This is a genomic window from Microvirga calopogonii (genome assembly GCF_003347665.1).
GTDB lineage: Bacteria > Pseudomonadota > Alphaproteobacteria > Rhizobiales > Beijerinckiaceae > Microvirga > Microvirga calopogonii.
In genome coordinates, this window is the sequence record NZ_QDGA01000036.1 from 1 (window position 1) to 16261 (window position 16261).

15 protein-coding genes are annotated in these 16261 nt (G+C 64.8%); 5 read left to right on the forward strand and 10 right to left on the reverse strand.

Annotation, left to right across the window (positions count from 1 at the left end; translation table 11 throughout):
* The coding region (locus DDF70_RS21485) for an acetyl-CoA C-acetyltransferase (protein ID WP_162820562.1) at positions 1 to 1177 on the reverse strand (1177 nt) is incomplete at its 3' end.
* Positions 1178 to 1412: 235 nt separating this feature from the next.
* Between DDF70_RS21485 and phaR the strand changes: the two genes are divergently transcribed.
* Positions 1413 to 2000 (forward strand): polyhydroxyalkanoate synthesis repressor PhaR, encoded by a 588-nt coding sequence (phaR, locus tag DDF70_RS21490; RefSeq protein WP_114946868.1) that lies wholly within the window; start codon positions 1413 to 1415, stop codon positions 1998 to 2000.
* Between the two features lie 126 nt (positions 2001 to 2126).
* Here the strand turns inward: phaR and DDF70_RS21495 are convergent, their stop codons facing one another.
* The 3 genes from DDF70_RS21495 to mtgA form a co-directional block, all read right to left on the reverse strand.
* The gene (locus DDF70_RS21495) at positions 2127 to 3758 is read right to left on the reverse strand and encodes an EAL domain-containing protein (RefSeq protein WP_114946869.1); all 1632 of its coding nucleotides are present in this window, start codon (positions 3756 to 3758) and stop codon (positions 2127 to 2129) included.
* A 206-nt stretch (positions 3759 to 3964) separates the two neighbouring features.
* Positions 3965 to 4150 carry a 50S ribosomal protein L32 gene (gene rpmF, locus DDF70_RS21500; protein ID WP_009493255.1) on the reverse strand — a complete coding sequence of 62 codons (186 nt, stop codon included), beginning with the start codon at positions 4148 to 4150 and terminating at the stop codon, positions 3965 to 3967.
* Positions 4151 to 4302: 152 nt separating this feature from the next.
* A complete protein-coding gene (gene mtgA, locus DDF70_RS21505; protein ID WP_114946904.1) occupies positions 4303 to 4989 on the reverse strand; it encodes a monofunctional biosynthetic peptidoglycan transglycosylase in 687 nt (228 codons plus the stop codon).
* Between the two features lie 103 nt (positions 4990 to 5092).
* On the opposite strand from mtgA, the gene DDF70_RS21510 reads away from it, so the two are divergent.
* A complete protein-coding gene (locus DDF70_RS21510; RefSeq protein WP_170316104.1) occupies positions 5093 to 6019 on the forward strand; it encodes a polyprenyl synthetase family protein in 927 nt (308 codons plus the stop codon).
* A 600-nt stretch (positions 6020 to 6619) separates the two neighbouring features.
* Positions 6620 to 7744, forward strand: coding sequence for a CHRD domain-containing protein (locus DDF70_RS38790; RefSeq protein WP_114946870.1), 1125 nt, complete (start codon positions 6620 to 6622; stop codon positions 7742 to 7744).
* Positions 7745 to 7839: 95 nt separating this feature from the next.
* On the opposite strand, the gene DDF70_RS21520 is transcribed toward DDF70_RS38790, so the two are convergent.
* The 6 genes from DDF70_RS21520 to DDF70_RS21545 all read right to left on the reverse strand — a co-directional run bounded on the left by DDF70_RS21520 (position 7840) and on the right by DDF70_RS21545 (position 14417).
* Complete coding sequence (locus tag DDF70_RS21520) at positions 7840 to 8385, reverse strand: GNAT family N-acetyltransferase (RefSeq protein WP_114946871.1); 546 nt, start codon at positions 8383 to 8385, stop codon at positions 7840 to 7842.
* A 43-nt stretch (positions 8386 to 8428) separates the two neighbouring features.
* Positions 8429 to 10375, reverse strand: a complete 1947-nt coding sequence (locus DDF70_RS21525) for a potassium transporter Kup (RefSeq protein ID WP_114946872.1) — start codon at positions 10373 to 10375, stop codon at positions 8429 to 8431.
* A 198-nt stretch (positions 10376 to 10573) separates the two neighbouring features.
* Complete coding sequence (gene ispG, locus DDF70_RS21530) at positions 10574 to 11860, reverse strand: flavodoxin-dependent (E)-4-hydroxy-3-methylbut-2-enyl-diphosphate synthase (protein WP_114946873.1); 1287 nt, start codon at positions 11858 to 11860, stop codon at positions 10574 to 10576.
* 98 nt (positions 11861 to 11958) lie between these two features.
* Positions 11959 to 12474, reverse strand: coding sequence for a Fur family transcriptional regulator (locus tag DDF70_RS21535; RefSeq protein ID WP_114946874.1), 516 nt, complete (start codon positions 12472 to 12474; stop codon positions 11959 to 11961).
* A 144-nt stretch (positions 12475 to 12618) separates the two neighbouring features.
* Complete coding sequence (locus DDF70_RS21540) at positions 12619 to 13269, reverse strand: class I SAM-dependent methyltransferase (protein WP_114946875.1); 651 nt, start codon at positions 13267 to 13269, stop codon at positions 12619 to 12621.
* Positions 13266 to 14417, reverse strand: coding sequence for a glycosyltransferase family 4 protein (locus tag DDF70_RS21545; protein WP_114946876.1), 1152 nt, complete (start codon positions 14415 to 14417; stop codon positions 13266 to 13268). Before DDF70_RS21545 ends, DDF70_RS21540 begins: the two co-directional genes overlap by 4 nt.
* Before the next feature lie 111 nt (positions 14418 to 14528).
* Between DDF70_RS21545 and DDF70_RS21550 the strand changes: the two genes are divergently transcribed.
* On the forward strand, positions 14529 to 14846 hold the full coding sequence (locus DDF70_RS21550; RefSeq protein WP_114946877.1) for a SemiSWEET family sugar transporter: 318 nt from the start codon (positions 14529 to 14531) through the stop codon (positions 14844 to 14846).
* A gap of 27 nt (positions 14847 to 14873) precedes the next feature.
* Entirely contained in the window at positions 14874 to 16040 is a 1167-nt protein-coding gene (locus DDF70_RS21555) for a DNA topoisomerase IB (RefSeq protein ID WP_114946878.1), read from the forward strand.
* The last annotated feature ends 221 nt before the right edge of the window (positions 16041 to 16261 follow it).

A 16261-nucleotide genomic window follows, 5' to 3' on the forward strand; every position in this document is an offset into this window, starting at 1 on the left:
AGCGCTCCAGGCACATGGCCACGCCCATGCCGCCGCCGATGCAGAGGGTCGCGAGCCCCTTCTTGGCGTTGCGCCGGCCCATCTCGTGCAGCAGGGTCACGAGCACGCGGGCGCCCGATGCTCCGATCGGGTGGCCGATGGCGATGGCGCCGCCGTTCACGTTCACGATGGACGGATCCCAGCCCATGTCCTTGTTGACCGCGAGCGCCTGGGCGGCGAAGGCCTCGTTGGCCTCGACGAGTTCGAGGTCGGACACCTTCCAGCCGGCCTTTTCCAGCGCCTTGCGCGAGGACGGGATCGGACCCGTGCCCATGATGGCCGGATCGACGCCGGCGGTCGCCCAGGAGGCGATGCGGGCGAGCGGGGTCAGGCCGCGTTTCTCGGCTTCGGCTTCCGTCATCAGCACGACGGCGGCGGCGCCGTCATTGATGCCCGAGGCATTGCCGGCCGTGACCGTGCCCTCCTTCGAAAAGGCGGGGCGCAGCTTGGCGAGCGCTTCGAGCGTGGTGCCGGCGCGGATGTACTCGTCCTGGTCCACGATGATGTCGCCCTTGCGGGAGGCAATCGTCACGGGCGTGATCTCGTCCTTGAACCGGCCTTCCTTCTGAGCGGCCTCGGCCTTGTTCTGGGAGCTCGTGGCGAACTGGTCCTGCTCCTCGCGGGTGAGCTGCCAGCGCTGGGCCACGTTCTCGGCGGTGGTGCCCATGTGGTAGCCGTGGAACGCGTCCATCAGGCCGTCCTTGAGCATGGTGTCCGTGAGCTTGAAGTCGCCCATCTTGGTGCCGGACCTCATATGGGCCGCGTGGGGTGCGAGCGACATGGATTCCTGGCCGCCCGCCACGATGATGGCGGCATCGCCGTTGGCGATCTGCTGCATGCCGATGGCGACCGTGCGCAGGCCGGAGCCGCAGAGCTGGTTGAGGCCCCAGGCGGTCTTTTCCTGCGGCACGCCCGCCGCCATGGCGGCCTGGCGGGCCGGGTTCTGGCCCTGGGCCGCGGTGAGGATCTGGCCGAGGATCACCTCGTCCACCTCTCCGCCTTCCACCTTGGCGCGCTCGAGGGCCGCCTTGATGGCGATGGCGCCGAGCTCATGAGCCGGGGTATTGGCGAAGGCGCCGTTGAACGAGCCGACGGGGGTGCGCGCCGCGCCGACAATGACGATGCTGTCTCGGGCCATTCCTCTCTCCTCATGCTGATTATCTGATCGCAGAATGAATGTAGTGCCGGCTCGATCAAATCCCCAGGGGGTGGGATGTCAAGGACCGGATCGCGCAACCCTGCTCCGACGTGCCTTAGACTTTTGGCGCTTTGATCGTCCGGCATAAGACTTATAATCATGAATGGCTGGCAGCCCGCGGATCGGGATCGGGGATGTCGGCCATGGTGGTTTTCCCGGGAGCGTATCGGGCGAAATGGCGACGGACAAACAACCGACGGTCATCAAGAAATATGCCAACCGCCGCCTCTACCACACAGGCACCTCCACCTACGTGACGCTGGAAGATCTGGCCGGCATGGTGCGCAAGGGCGAGGACTTCGTGGTCTATGACGCGAAATCCGGCGAGGAGATCACCCGCTCGGTCCTGGCGCAGATCATCTTCGAGCAGGAAAACAAGGAGGGGCCGAACCTCCTGCCGGTCACGGTCCTCCGCCAGCTGATCCGCTTCTACGGCGACAGCATGCAGGCCCTGGTGCCGAGCTACCTCGAATTTTCCATGAACAACCTGTCCCAGGAGCAGCAGAAGCTCAGGGAGCAGATGGCTCAGGCCTTCGGTCCGGGAGCCTTCCAGGCCATGGAAGAGCAGGTGCGCAAGAACATGGGCTTCTTCACCGAAGCGATGCGCATGTTCTCGCCTTTCCCTCAACCCTCCTCGGGAACGCCCGAGACGAAACCGGCTGCCAAGAATGATGCTAAGGGCGGGGAGGCGAACGATCTCGACAGCCTGAAGCAGCAGATGGCCGACATGCAGGCCAAACTCGACAAGCTGGCGAGCAAGTAGGCAATTATTTCGATGTCATGGCCGGGCTTGTCCCGGCCATCGCGCTTCGGAAGAGCGCCGTATCTCATTCCATCGGGATCTCCGGCACAAAGCCGGCGATGACGTGGTGGTGAAGCTAGTAAGAACTCAGGCCCTGACTTTCTTCAGCATCCGCTGCAGATTCGAAGCCTGCAGCACGGCCTCAGGCTTCCCGAACAATCCGCCCTGCAGATAATCCACGCCCCACGACGTCAGAAGGCGTGCGGTAACCTCGTCCTCGACCCATTCCGCCGCCGTGGCAATGCCGAGATACTGGGCCCGGTCGATCAGGGTCCTGACGATGAGACGGTCGTCGGTCGAGCGCTTGAGCGGCTGGATGAAGACGCCGTCGATCTTGAGAAGATCGACGGGCAGCATCCGCAATTGGCCCGGCGTCACATAGCCTGCCCCGAACCCGGTGAGCGCGAGCCCGACGCCTAATGCCTTCATGGCATGGAGACGGCCCAGAATCGTCCGGCACTCGGCCAGGGCCGCCTCGGGAACCTCGAGGATGAGCCGCGACTCGATGCCGGGCCGGGCACCGAGATGGGCCGCCAGCATGGGCAGCCATTCGACATCCTGCAGGGTCCTGGCCGAGACCGGCAGCGTCAGACGCAGGCCGGGATGGTCTTTCAGGTGATCGGCCGCCAGCTCCAGCATGCGCCCGTCGACGAGGAGGGCGAGGTTCGTGTCCTTGAGCCTCGGCACCGGGCCGAGCAGGAGCGGGCGGCCTCCAGGACCCGCCAGGGAGGCACAGGCCTGCATCAGGGCCGGAGCACGGCTTTGGGCCTCTACCATCGGCTCGCAGGCGAGAATCAGGCTTCGGCTGTTGAGGGCGTCGACCCAGTCGAACGGGGCCTGATCGGCGGCCGGGGAGGGGAGCTTCGGGCGCGGGTCGTAGAGCTTGCAGGCATCGCCGTGCTCAAGACCCGAGGCCAATGCATGCTCGGCGAAGCGCAGCAGCTTGGTGGCCTTGAAGGTATGGTCCGGCGCGCAGGCCGCCCCCAGGTTCAGCGCGGCGACGGCCGGGTGATCCTTGATCAGCCCGGCGAGACGCCTCATGGCGCTCGGAGCATCGGCGGCTGGGCAGCATGTCAGGGTGAGGGCGAAGCGGTGGGGCCCAAAAACGGTGAAAAGGTCGTGGCGACGCATCATCGGGCGCACCTTCCGGGCGATCTCCGCCGTGACATCCGCCTCCCCATCGTCGAGGGTGCCGACGATCAGGGTGCAGGTCTGGGACACCCTCAGGGCTTCATTGATGCCGGTCTGGATGCTGCACAGAAGCTCCGAGCGCTGCTTCAGCATCGCGGGCAACAGGTCATGGGCTCCCGGAACCGGATCGAGCCGCAGCTGGCCGCGGGCGAAGGCCGGGCGCCCCTGGATGTCCGGCTGCCAGCGGCCCGCATCCTCGACCATCACCACCCGGTCGGGCTCGAAGCGCAGGGCGTACCGGGTTTCGTAGGGGCCGCTCGCAGCTTCCGCAGACGCGATGGCATCACGGGGGGATAGGCCGCAGCCGGGTTCGACCAGGTGAGCCAAGGCCTGGCCGGTCTTCGGCAGGTCTCTCGCCGGCAGGCCAAGGGTCTCGGCAGCGCCCGGGCCCCAGGTCAGGGCATCGGACACCATGTCCCAGGCATAGATGACGCTGACCGTCGGGCCGAGAGGGCTCCGCGAGGCTCGGCGTCGCGACCGGGAAACGCCCTTGAAAAGCCCGGTCCGGCCCTGCCCCTTCGTCGCCATCACACTCACCCTCGGAATTCGCACAACCCGGGGATGGCCCTTAGCGCCTTCACGCGCCCGACCACCCGGAAAATCAAGGGATACAGGATCCGCCCTCAGGCTTAATGAAGGGTAAAAAGCGCAGGAAATTCAGTCCCCTTGGGGATTGCGGGCATAAAAAAACCGGCGCTTGGGGCGCCGGTTCGGATCGTCGCATGTCGCGTCGATTACGCGTCGGTCTTCACCTTGAGGACCTGACGGCCACGGTACATGCCGGTCTTCAGGTCAACATGGTGAGGGCGGCGCAGCTCGCCGGAATCCTTGTCCTCGATGTAGGTCGGGGCCTGCAAGGCATCGGCGGAGCGACGCATTCCGCGCCGCGAAGGCGACGTTTTTCTTTTTGGAACGGCCATTTCTCGTCTCCGGTTAAAATAGCGGAGCGCCCGCTCAACCGGGGAACGCTCACATCTCAAACTTGATGAGGTTGCGCCTCATACAAGGTCTTTGGGGAAATATCTAGCCCTTTGACGCAATCGGAGGGGTTTTCGTTGCCGCAGGGATGTCTTCACGGCTTGAGACAATCGCTGAAGGGCGCGGCTCGCTCCATACGGGCCTGGAGCTGACCCGCCAGGGCCCGATGACCGGGCCGCGGGCGGGCCGGATTGCGCACCAGGGGATTGGGTAGGGCCCGTGCCAGAAGCGCCGCCTCCTGACGGGTCAGGCTCTTGGCCGGCTTGCGGAAATACTTTTGGGCGGCCGCCTCGGCACCGAAGACGCCGTCGCCCCATTCGGCCACGTTGAGGTAGACCTCCATCATCTTCCGCTTCGACCAGATCAGGTCGAGGTAGAGAGCGACCGGGATCTCCAGCCCCTTGCGGAAATACGAACGACTTGGCCACAGGAAGAGGTTCTTTGCCACCTGCATGGGAATGGTCGAGGCGCCACGGGACGGTCCGTCCTCATCGGCGGCCTCCACCACGTCCCAGAGTGCGTCCCAATCCACGCCGCCATGGTCGCAGAAGCGGCTGTCCTCGGAGGTCATGACGGCGAGCGGCAGGTTCGGCGAGATTTCGTTCAGGTTCACGAAGGTCCTCTCGACCGGCTGCAGGGTGAGCCAGCGGCCGAGCATCAGGGTCGAGACCGGCGGCACGGCCCAGTACAAAAGGCCTAGCCAAAAGACCGCCCCGACCCATAAGAGAATGAGACCAAGGCCGATCTGAACGAGTCGGCGGAAAAAGCGGGCGACCGTCATCGGCTTCCGCAGCCGCCCCGACCGCAGCGTCCATTTCGGCCTCGCTCGTTCATCAACGCTCCCCTCGGGCGGAGCGGCGGCTCCATCCGAATTCAGGCTCATCATGACGCCATCCACCAGCACTTTCACCACACGGCTCTCCGACGCCGCGAGGGTTGTCGAAGCAAGTCTCGAAGCCTTGCTATCAGACAAAGCCGCTCCCTGCGAGCTTGCCCGTCCGCCCCGCCTCATGGCCGCCATGCGTCACGCGGTCCTGGGAGGCGGCAAGCGCCTGCGTCCGTTCCTGACCATCGAGGCGGCACGCCTCTTCGGGGTGGAAGGGCAGGGCCCGCTCAGGGCAGGCTGCGCGGTCGAGCTCCTGCATTGCTATTCCCTGGTTCATGACGATCTGCCGTCCATGGATGACGACGACCTGCGCCGAGGGCGTCCGACCGTGCACAAGGCCTATGACGAAGCCACCGCCATCCTGGTGGGCGATGCCTTGCAGACCCTCGCCTTCGAGGTTCTCGCCGATCCGGCGACGGCCGGGGATGCGGCGGTCCGTTCCGATCTCGTGCTCGGCCTCGCCCGCGCCTCGGGGCTCGGCGGCATGGTCGGGGGACAGTTGCTCGACTTGACCGCGGAGGGGCGTTACGGGTCCGTCGCGATGGGCGAGGCCGATGTGCGGCTGCTCCAGATGATGAAGACCGGCGCCATCCTCACCTTCTCGGTCGAGGCGGGGGCTATCCTGGGCCGGGCCGATGCGGCGGCGCGCCGGAACCTCGTCGAATACGGACGGGCGCTCGGCGCGGCCTTCCAGGTCGCGGACGACATCCTCGACCGGGAAGCGACCCCGGAAGCGCTCGGCAAACGCACCGGCAAGGACCTCGAAAAGGGCAAGGCCACCCTCGTCGACCTCCTGGGGATGGAAGGCGCGCATCGCGAGTGCCGGCAGCTCGTGGAGAAGGCTGAAAGCGCTCTCGACGGGTTCGGCCCACAGGCTCAGACCCTGCGTGAAGCCGTGCGTTTCGTCGTCGAGCGGCAGGTCTAAGCAGCATGCCTCGATAGACGGACACGCGGCGGCGGATCCGAACAGAACAGGATTCGCCCACCGCTCTCCCGAGCTTATCGGTGTGCAAAGACGCCGTCGTCGTCCATCGAAGCTAAGCCGTTGAACTATTATGGATAATCGCGCGAACGCACGTTGAAAGCGTTGCAGTTGAGAGGATTGTCCAAGCTGCGATCGGGCGGACGGTTTCTGCAGTTTGTCGAGGAATCAATCCTGGCGTGTGATCACGTTCATGAATGCGGCGGATCCACAGAAATCGCTTGTGCTATGAGCGACTTCCGCTCTTCCGGCATGCCGATCGAGCATGCGAAACAATTTGGTCTCAGCAAAATGCCGCAACCGGCACCCTGCGGCTTCGCACCCGAAGATCACGCTACTCGATTACTTGCGACGAAGGCGTAACCCGGAAGCTACCGGGCCCTTTATTCCTGGGAAAATCGCGCGAGTTGCTTCACACTCTTCTCAGCCCGGCACCACCAGACGATGCAGTCACGAGGTGCATCCGATCATCGACGGAGCGCGTCAATCGGAGACAATGGGCGGGGCTTCTTACCCGGGGGTATGGATCAACGGGAGGAATAGATGGCCACAGCGTTCCGCGTAAACATGACCGGCGATCAAGTCGTGCTGCCGACGGATTCACCAGCGACCGCTGTCGGCACGGTGATCTATGACAGTCTTACTGTCACGGCAGCCTACACGTTCACCGTGACGGGACTCGACTTCGGGTCCGTCACGGGCACCGCGCCTCAGACGGACGATCCGAATGACGACGTCACGGGCTTTCACTTCCACATCGGCCCGACAGGCTTCAATGCGGATCTCGTCTTCGGTCAGATCAATCCCGACCAGGATCCCGATCTGCAGATTACCACCAACAGCGACGGATCCACGACCTTGAGCGGCGTTTGGAGCCCGACCGATCAGTCCAGCTTCTGGATCGTCGGGCTCGGCAGCATCCTCAACCTGAGCCCTCCTGGATCCGAAGCGCCCCTCTATACGGACGCCACGACCTCGGGCTTTCCGGATGGCGCGATCCGGGGGCAATGGGTCACGATCGCCAACGACAGCAGCAATACGATCAGGGGCACGGCCAGCGCCGATTTCCTGCCGGGGCTCGGTGGCGATGATCGCATCTTCGGCCAGGAGGGCGACGATCGCCTGGACGGCGGATCAGGCAACGACCGGCTGTTCGGTGAGATCGGCAACGATACCCTGATCGGTGGTTCCGGAAATGATCGGCTCGACGGAGGGATCGGCAACGATCGCCTGTCCGGAGGCAGCGGCAACGATGTCCTGAGGGGTCGCAGCGGCGATGACGTGCTCAACGGTGGCCCCGGCAACGACACCCTCAACGGCGGCCTCGGCAACGATGTGCTGATCGGCGGCAGCGGAGCCGATGCTTTCGTCTTCAACACCGCTCTGGGCAGCACCAACGTCGATACCATCCGGGGCTATAGCAGCGCTGCCGACACGATCCGGCTCGACAATGCCATCTTCGCCGGGTTGCCGACAGGCGTTCTATCGGCCGATGCGTTCCATATCGGAACGGCCGCCGCCGATGCCACCGACCGCATCATCTACGACAATGCGACGGGAGCCCTTTATTTCGATGCCGACGGCATCGGGACGGCCTCGGCGCCGATACAATTTGCGTTGATCCAGGGGGCTCCGGCCCTGACGCATTCCGACTTTCTCATCGTCTGAAACATCAGGCAGAACCTGCCGCGGGGTTGTCTCGACCCCGCGGCTTATCGCATCGTGCAGATCCGATTTTCCGCAAGGACGAGCGCTGCCCATTCTCAGGTCGTCGGCACCCAGAACTTCAGCTTGACGTGACCGGGGCGGCGGTTGTGCGCAACGGAGCCTGCAGGCACTCCGCCATTGACGAGAATGACCTTTCGCGAAGCCTCGTTGTCGTCGTCGCAGGTGATCAGCACCCGCGAGAAGCCCTCCGAGCGGCAGACCGGCAGGATCATGCGAAGCGCCTGTGTGGCGTAGCCGCGCCGCTGTTTCCAGGGCACGATTGTGTAGCCGATATGGCCGTAGATCGCGACGGGGAGATCTTCCGTTCCACGCTGGAAGCGAAAGCCGATCCTGCCGCAGAATTCCCCGTCGCTGATCCAGAAATCATGGGCCGGTAGACGCGGCACCTCGCGCCCGTCCGGCAGCAGGACCATGGGGCTGTGGTAAAGGTCGCGGAGAAAGCGCTCGGGATTGCGCCGGAGCTGGAGAAGCTGCTCGCGGCTGACATCCTGGTCCGTGTTGGGCGACCAGCCCCGCGCGAGGGCGTCAGCGTAGAATGGAAGCCAGTTCAGGCTCGGGCGGACGAGGGTGAGGTCGGTCATGGACCGACCAGACTGACATCACCCAATTGCAAGGGCAACAGGCCTACACGGTCACCTGCGTGCCGACTTCCACCACGCGTCCGGTCGGGATCTGGAAGAAGTCCGTGGCGTCGCTCGCCGACTTCGCCAGGCTGATGAAGAGCTTGTCCTGCCAGAGCGGCATGCCCGACTGGCTGGCGGGGCGGATCGAGCGGCGCGACAGGAAGAACGACGTCGCCATGATGTCGAACTTGAAGCCCTGCTTGCGCAGGATCGCAAGGCCGCGCGGGATGTTGGGCGTTTCCATGTAGCCGTAGCTCAGGCGGATGCGCCAGAACGAATCGCCCACATGCTCGAGGGTGACGCGGTCCTCGTCCTCGACACGGGGAACGTCCGCGCTGTTGACGGTGAGGATCACGTTCTTCTCGTGCAGAACCTTGTTGTGCTTGAGGTTGTGCAGGAGGGCGGCCGGTGCCGTGTCCGGGTCGCTGGTCAGGAACACGGCCGTGCCCTTCACCCGGTGCGGCGGGCTCTTCTCCAGCATCTGCACCAGCTCGAGGAACGGCACGTCGATCTTGCGGGTCTTGTCGAACAGGATCCGGGTTCCCTTCACCCAGGTCCACATGACCACGAAGAAGATGCCCGCGATGATCAGGGGGACATAGCCGCCGTCGAGAAGCTTGACCAGGTTCGACGACAGGAAGGTGAGGTCGATCAGCAGCAGGGGAATCATGACGAGACCGGTCTTCACAGGACCCCAGCCCCAGCTCCGGCTCATCACCAAACAAGCGAGCAGGGTGGTGACGACCATGGTGCCGAAGACCGCGATGCCGTAGGCGCTGGCGAGGCTGCTGGAGGAGCCGAAGAGCATCACGAGGCCGACGACGGCGGCCAGGAGAAGCCAGTTCACCCGTGGCAGGTAGATCTGCCCCTGGTGCGTCTCCGAGGTGAAGCGGACTTCCAGGCGCGGCAGCAGGCCGAGCTGCACGGCCTGCCGGGTCAAGGAAAAGGCGCCGGTGATCACGGCTTGGCTCGCCACGATGGTTGCGAGCGTCGCGAGGATCACGAGGGGCAGGAGCAGCCAGGGCGGAGCCAGCAGGAAGAACGGGTTGGTGATGGCCTCCGGGTTGGACAGGACCAGAGCGCCCTGGCCGAGGTAGTTCAGCGCCAGCGCGGGGAAGACGACGGTGCCCCAGGCCACCCGGATCGGACTACGGCCGAAATGGCCGAGATCCGCATAGAGCGCTTCGGCTCCGGTCACGGCAAGGCAGACGCTGCCGAGGATGGCGAAGGCTGTGCCCGGATGCGTCAGGAGGAACGACACGCCGTAATACGGGTTGAAGGCCAGTAACACTTCCCAATCATCGGCGATATGGATCAGGCCGAGGCCCGCCATGGAGATGAACCACAGGAGCGTGAGCGGGCCGAAGAAAGCCGCCACCTTGCCGGTGCCGCGGCTCTGGACGGTAAAGAGGGCGATGAGGATCACCAGGGCGCCGGGCAGGACATACGCGTCGAAGGCGGGCGTGACGAGCTTCAGGCCTTCGAGGGCCGACAGCACCGAAATCGCCGGCGTGATGGCGGCGTCGCCATAGAACAGGGCCGCTCCCGCCATACCCATCATGAGCACCGGCAGGCTTCGCCGTCCGAGGGCGCGCTGCGCCAAGGCCACAAGGGTCAGCGAACCGCCTTCACCCTTGTTGTCGGCCCGCAGCAGCAGACCCACGTACTTGACGGAAACCGTGAGGATCAATGCCCACAGCAGGAGTGACAGGATGCTGATCACCAGTTCGCGGGTCAGGGGAACGGGCGTTCCATGGTGCCCGCCGGTGGCGGCCATCACCGTCTCCCGCATGGCGTAAAGCGGGCTCGTGCCGATGTCGCCGTACACGACGCCGATGGCGCCAAGGGTCAGGGTCCAGAAGCTCGCCTTGGAATGGCTGTCCGGTAAGGTGGCCTCGGGGGCTGCGGAATCTGCATGTCCCGCGGCAACGGCGTGCTGTTCTGCCATGTGTGCTTTTCTTCGCGGACGTGCCCGCAGACGGCCCTTGTTGAAACACCCTGCAATCGACGAAGGGCGGCTTGATCTCCGCCCATTTCTCCAAAGAGCGCAGCGGCCGTCATTGCCGGCGCGGCGCGCTCTCTAGCACATCGCGCTTTAGCTTAAAAACGGAATTTCGCCTGAGGTTCCATGGCCCCGCTTGCTACCTCATTCGGCGGCATCGCGTCCCGGCTGGCCGTAGTTCTTCTCGATATAGTCGAGAACGATCTTCTGGAAGTCCTGAGCAAGCGTCGGACCGCGCAGGGTCATGGCCTTGCGGCCGTCGATGAAGACCGGGGCGGCCGGCTGCTCGCCGGTGCCGGGCAGCGAGATGCCGATATTGGCGTGCTTCGACTCGCCCGGCCCGTTCACGATGCAGCCCATCACGGCCACGTTCAGGTTCTCGACACCGGGATAGGTCCGGCGCCACTCGGGCATGGAGGTCGAGATCCAGCTCTGGATGTCCCGCGCCAGCTCCTGGAACACGGAAGAGGTGGTGCGTCCACAGCCAGGACAGGCGGCGACCAGCGGCACGAAGGTGCGGAACCCCATGGTCTGGAGCAGTTCCTGGGCCGTCTTGACCTCCAGGGTCCGGTCACCGCCGGGCTCCGGAGTCAGGGAATAGCGGATCGTGTCGCCGATGCCCTGCTGGAGCAGGATGCCCATGGCGGCGGACGAGGCCACGATGCCCTTCGTGCCCATGCCGGCCTCGGTCAGGCCGAGGTGGATGGCGTAATCGGACCGGCGGGCGAGATCCTGATAGACGGCGATCAGGTCCTGCACGGCCGAGACCTTTGCCGAGAGGATGATCCGATCCTTCCCCAACCCGATCTCCTCCGCGCGGGCGGCGGAGAGCAGGGCGGACTGGATCATGGCCTCGCGGGTCACCCAGCGCATGTCGCGAGGGTTCGCCGAGGCCGCGTTCTCGTTCATGAGATGGGTCAGCAATTCCTGGTCGAGCGAACCCCAGTTGGCCCCGATACGCACCGCCTTGCCGTACCGGATCGCCTGCTCGACGATGGCCCCGAATTGCCGGTCCTTCTTCTCCTTGAAGCCGACATTGCCGGGGTTGATCCGGTACTTGGCCAGCGCTTCGGCGCAGGCGGGGTGATCGGCAAGGAGCTGATGGCCGATATAGTGGAAGTCGCCGACGAGCGGCACGTCGATTCCCAGTCGGTCGAGCCTCTCGCGGATCTTGGGAACGGCAGCCGCGGCCTCGTCCCGGTCCACGGTGATCCGCACGATCTCCGAGCCGGCCCGGGCGAGCGCCGCGACCTGCTTCACGGTCGCGTCCACATCCGCCGTATCGGTGTTGGTCATCGACTGGACGACGATGGGCGCACCGCCTCCGACCACGACGGAGCCCACGCGCACGCCCACCGTGCGGTGGCGCGGGGCGGGACCGGCAAGGCTCTCAGGGGGCGAGGAGGTCTCGGGAGACGAGATGAAGGACATGCTGCAATCCACGACGGCAGCTCCGGGCTGCCGCCGTTTAGCTGATGCCAAAAGCCTTCTTCGTCAAGCGCGGCTTAATGGAGCGGAGGAGGCGCCGCTCAATGAACGTCCTGGCACTGGGTGCAGCGCCCGGTGATCTCCAGGATCCGCGTGCGGGGCTGGTAGCCCTGCTCCTGCAGGACCTTGAGCACGGTCTCGGCCACGTCCGGAGCCGTGATTTCGTTGACGTCTCCGCAGCCTTCGCAGATCAGAAAGGCCGAGGTGCCTCGACTCGCGGAGACTCCGGAGCTGGCGATGTAGGCGTTCAGGCTGGCCAGCCGATGGACCAGACCCTGCCCGATGAGGAAATCCAGGGCGCGATAGACGGTAATCGGAGCCATGCGCCTTCCATGCGATCCGAGGAGATCCACCAGATCGTAGGCGCCGAGGGGCTTGTCGGCGCCATGGAGCACTTCGAGGACACGGCGGCGGATCGGCGTCAGGCGCGCTCCCTTGGCCCGGCAGAGATCCTCCGACAGGGCCAAGGCCTGTTTCGTCTTCTCGGAAGTTCCGGAAGCGTGAACCGGTGCACTACCATAGGGGAGTTCCTGCGGGAGAGACGGTGAATGAGCCATCGGGTCGATCCTTGGTAAATCGCTGAAGTATTTCTCGCGGGCTCCGCATCCGGGACGCGGATCCACTTCATTCATATAGGTTATAACACTACTTGTTTGAAGAGGCAATCCGCTCGAGGAACCTATCGGCCCGCAGGCCCGCGATCAGGGCTGCCGGAAGCGCCAGACGTTGGATTTCTTGATATCAGCATCCTCGAGGGTACGGGTCACCGGAACTTCATAGGCGGCGAGACTCTCCAGCCGGCCCTTGGGAAGATAGCTGCGTCCCGGATCGCCGATCAGGACCGTGGCGCCCCTCCCGCTCAGGTCCGACAACCAACGGATGACCCGGTCTGCAAGATCGCGCTCGTAGCAGATGTCGCCTGCCAGCACCGTATCCCAGCCTCCGTCCTGTCCGACGATGTCCGACTGAAGCGGCGTGATCGAAACTGCATTGGCCGCGGCATTGATGCCCATGGCCGCGACGGCGAAGGGATCGATGTCGCAGGCGGTCACCTCCGCGGCGCCTGCCTTCATGGCCGCAATGGCGACGAGGCCCGAACCCGAGGCGAAATCCAGGACGCGCCGCCCTCGCACCATCTCCGGATGATCGAGGATGTAGCGGGCGAGCGCCTGTCCGCCCGCCCATGCGAACGCCCAGAAGGGCGGCGGCAGGCCGATCTCCCCCAGCTCCTCTTCGGTCTTCTGCCAAAGCTCCGTCGCCTCGTCGGCCACATGCAGGGAGATTTCCGGCGCGTGGGGTACGGGGCGGAGGCGGGTCTCGGACCGAATGAAGGCGACGGGATCGGGAATCATGAGGCCAGCATGGAGACGTAAAGCCGTTTGACGCTTTCGATCACGTCCCGTTCCGTGAAGCCGTCGAGAACCCGGGCGCGGGCAGCTTCGCCCATGCGGGCAACGCGGTCAGGCTCCCGAGCCAGGGCGACGAGCGCCTCGGCGAGGCTCCCGGCATTGCCGGGCGGGACGAGGCGTCCTTCGACACCATCCCGCACCAGGGTACGGCATCCGGAGACGTCCGTGGTGACGATGGCGCGGCCGCAGGCGGCCGCTTCCAGAAGAGTCCTCGGCAGGCCCTCGCCGCCCCGCGAGGGCAGACAGGCGACGTGGTGTTCGCGCCAGACGGAGGCCACGTCCTGCGTTGCCCCATGCCAGGAGATGCCGGGTTCGGCACTCCACTTGTTCAGGGTCTCCTCCGGGATCGCCTTCGGGTTCGAGGGGTCGGGAGCGCCGTAGAGGGAGAGTTCGACGGCCGCGCCCTGTGCCCTTGCGGCTCGCACCGCTTCCACCGCCACGTCGATCCCCTTGGACCAGAGCATGCGGGCCACCACCGCGACCTTGAGCGGCGGTTGCGGGGGGAGGGGACTGGGCCTGAGAAGGTCCGGATCGATGCCCGCACCGCCGAGGATGGTGATGCGGTCGCTCGCCGGGTCGAGGCCGAGGAGCTTGGGATCGTCCGTGTTCTCGAAGACGTAGCGGGTCTTGCCCGTCTCCAGGCCGCGCACGAGCAGGCGCACGGCCCGTTGCGACAGGCGCGCGACCATGTCCGCTCGCGCGCCCAGGAAGCCTGACCCGGTCAGCGCATAGACCCGGCGCGGGATGCCCGCCATGGCGGCGGCAAAGCCCCCGACCAGGATGCCTTTGAGAGCGATGCAATGGACGAGATCCGCCTTCTCGCTTTTGAGGATCGCTGCCAGCTGCCCGGCGGCATAGCCTGCCGCCATGGGGTTGAGGCTGCGCCGTTCGGCTTCGAGCGGGATCACCTTGGCGCCCGTGGCCTCGATCACATCCCGATGCGAGCGCACCCGGGCCACGACCGTGACGTCGAGCCCGAGCTCGCGCGCGGCCCTGGCCATGGGCAGGAAATGGGAGGCGAAGAACCAGTCCTCGGTGATCACGAAGACGAGCTTGCGGCCCTGGACGTCAGGCTTGGACAAGGAAGACAAGGTAGCATCCGGTTGAAACGGTTGCGCCCTTCTACCCTCCGCAAGGGCCAAAAGGGAACTCCCTCCATCGCGACCCGTTGCCGTCATCTTGAAACAGGGAGAAAAACAGACATGCCGGATTGGCTGCCAAATTTTCTGGCGACGATTGCGGGCATTCTCTCCACATCGAGCTTCGTCCCGCAGGTCGTCAAAGCGTGGCGGGAGCGGGATACGCGGGCGATCTCCAAGCATATGTACATCGTCACGGTCACCGCCTTCGTTCTCTGGTCGGCCTACGGGTTCATGATCGGCAGCTGGCCCATGATGGTCTTCAACCTGCTGAGCTTAGGGTTGAGCGCCACCATCCTGGTCTTCAAGATCCGCAACGACCGGCGCAGATCCCAGGGCACGCGGACGCACAGGGAACCCGAACTGGCGCGGCCCGGTTGACATCTTGCACCTGAATCAAGGCTTCCCATGCTGGACCCGAACGCCACCACCGAGAACATCGTCGATCCTCGCGATGCCGCCGAAACGGCGGGACTGCTTTACGTCTCCGACGAGGAGCCCGGCATAAGGCGCAAGAAGTCCGGCAAGGGTTTCACCTATACCAGGCCGGACGGCAAGAAGGTCGAGGACAAGGCGACGCTCGATCGCATCAGGTCGCTGGCGATCCCGCCCGCCTACACGGATGTATGGATCTGCGCGAAGGCCAACGGCCATATCCAGGCGACGGGCCGCGACGCGAAGGGCCGCAAGCAGTACCGCTACCATCCCGCCTTCCGCGAAGTCCGCGAGAGCACGAAATACGAGCACATGCTCGAATTCGCCAAGGGCCTGCCGGCAATCCGCAAGACCATCGACGAGCATATGAGCCTGCGCGGCCTGCCGCGTGAAAAGGTTCTGGCGACGGTCGTGCATCTGCTCGAGAACACGCTCATCCGCGTCGGCAATTCCGATTACGTCAAGCAGAACAAGAGCTATGGCCTCACCACCCTGCGCGACCCGCATGTGAAGGTGGAGGGCAGCGAGCTGCGCTTTCAGTTCAAGGGCAAGAGCGGCAAGACGTGGCGCCTGCAGGTCAAGGACAGGCGTATCGCCAGGATCGTGAAGGCCTGCCAGGACCTGCCCGGGCAGGATCTGTTCCAGTATCTCGACGAGACCGGCGAGCAGCAATCGATCGCCTCGGCCGATGTGAACGCCTACCTGAAGGAAATCACCGGACGCGACATCACGGCGAAGGATTTCCGCACCTGGGCCGGAACGGTGCTTGCGGCGCTCGCCCTCGCCGAATTCGAGGAATTCGACAGCGATGCGAAGGCCAAGAAGAACATCCGCGCCGCCATCGAGAAGGTCTCCTCGCGCCTCGGCAACACACCGAGCATCTGCCGCAAATGCTACGTGCACCCGGAAATCTTCGCGTCCTATCTCGACGGAGGCCTGCTTCTGGATGTCAAGGAAAAGATCGAGACGCAGCTGCGCGAGGATCTCTCCAGCCTCAAGCCCGAGGAGGCCGCCGTCCTGGCCCTGCTGGAGCAGCGCCTCTCCCGGGAAATCGAGAAGCACGAGGAGAAGAAGCCCTCGAAGAAGCGTCGGGTTTCTTCGGGACGAAAGCACAAGGCTCAGCCCGAGATGCGGGTTTGAGGAACCGGACGACTGAATGAGACCCACCCGTCATGGCCGGCCTTGTGCCGGCCATCCCGCTTTTGTGAAGCGCCGCGCCTTTCCCATCGAGATCACCGGCACGAGGTTGGTGATGACGAAGAGGGTGTTGGGCGCAGTTGTCGTGGCCTCCAAGTGACTGAAGGCAAATATACCCCAAGGCACGCACGGCCTTGACCCTTCGCGACGCGCGTGGTTGACCG

Bases quoted from the DNA above. Each gene is read 5' to 3' on its own strand.
- rpmF (WP_009493255.1), bottom strand. From the start codon at position 4,150: ATGGCCGTTCCAAAAAGAAAAACGTCGCCTTCGCGGCGCGGAATGCGT.
- phaR (WP_114946868.1), top strand. From the start codon at position 1,413: ATGGCGACGGACAAACAACCGACGGTCATCAAGAAATATGCCAACCGC.
- mtgA (WP_114946904.1), bottom strand. From the start codon at position 4,989: ATGACGGTCGCCCGCTTTTTCCGCCGACTCGTTCAGATCGGCCTTGGT.
- DDF70_RS21550 (WP_114946877.1), top strand. From the start codon at position 14,529: ATGCCGGATTGGCTGCCAAATTTTCTGGCGACGATTGCGGGCATTCTC.
- DDF70_RS21510 (WP_170316104.1), top strand. From the start codon at position 5,093: ATGACGCCATCCACCAGCACTTTCACCACACGGCTCTCCGACGCCGCG.
- ispG (WP_114946873.1), bottom strand. From the start codon at position 11,860: ATGTCCTTCATCTCGTCTCCCGAGACCTCCTCGCCCCCTGAGAGCCTT.
- DDF70_RS21495 (WP_114946869.1), bottom strand. From the start codon at position 3,758: ATGGCGACGAAGGGGCAGGGCCGGACCGGGCTTTTCAAGGGCGTTTCC.
- DDF70_RS21520 (WP_114946871.1), bottom strand. From the start codon at position 8,385: ATGACCGACCTCACCCTCGTCCGCCCGAGCCTGAACTGGCTTCCATTC.
- DDF70_RS21540 (WP_114946875.1), bottom strand. From the start codon at position 13,269: ATGATTCCCGATCCCGTCGCCTTCATTCGGTCCGAGACCCGCCTCCGC.
- DDF70_RS21555 (WP_114946878.1), top strand. From the start codon at position 14,874: ATGCTGGACCCGAACGCCACCACCGAGAACATCGTCGATCCTCGCGAT.
- DDF70_RS38790 (WP_114946870.1), top strand. From the start codon at position 6,620: ATGGCCACAGCGTTCCGCGTAAACATGACCGGCGATCAAGTCGTGCTG.
- DDF70_RS21525 (WP_114946872.1), bottom strand. From the start codon at position 10,375: ATGGCAGAACAGCACGCCGTTGCCGCGGGACATGCAGATTCCGCAGCC.
- DDF70_RS21535 (WP_114946874.1), bottom strand. From the start codon at position 12,474: ATGGCTCATTCACCGTCTCTCCCGCAGGAACTCCCCTATGGTAGTGCA.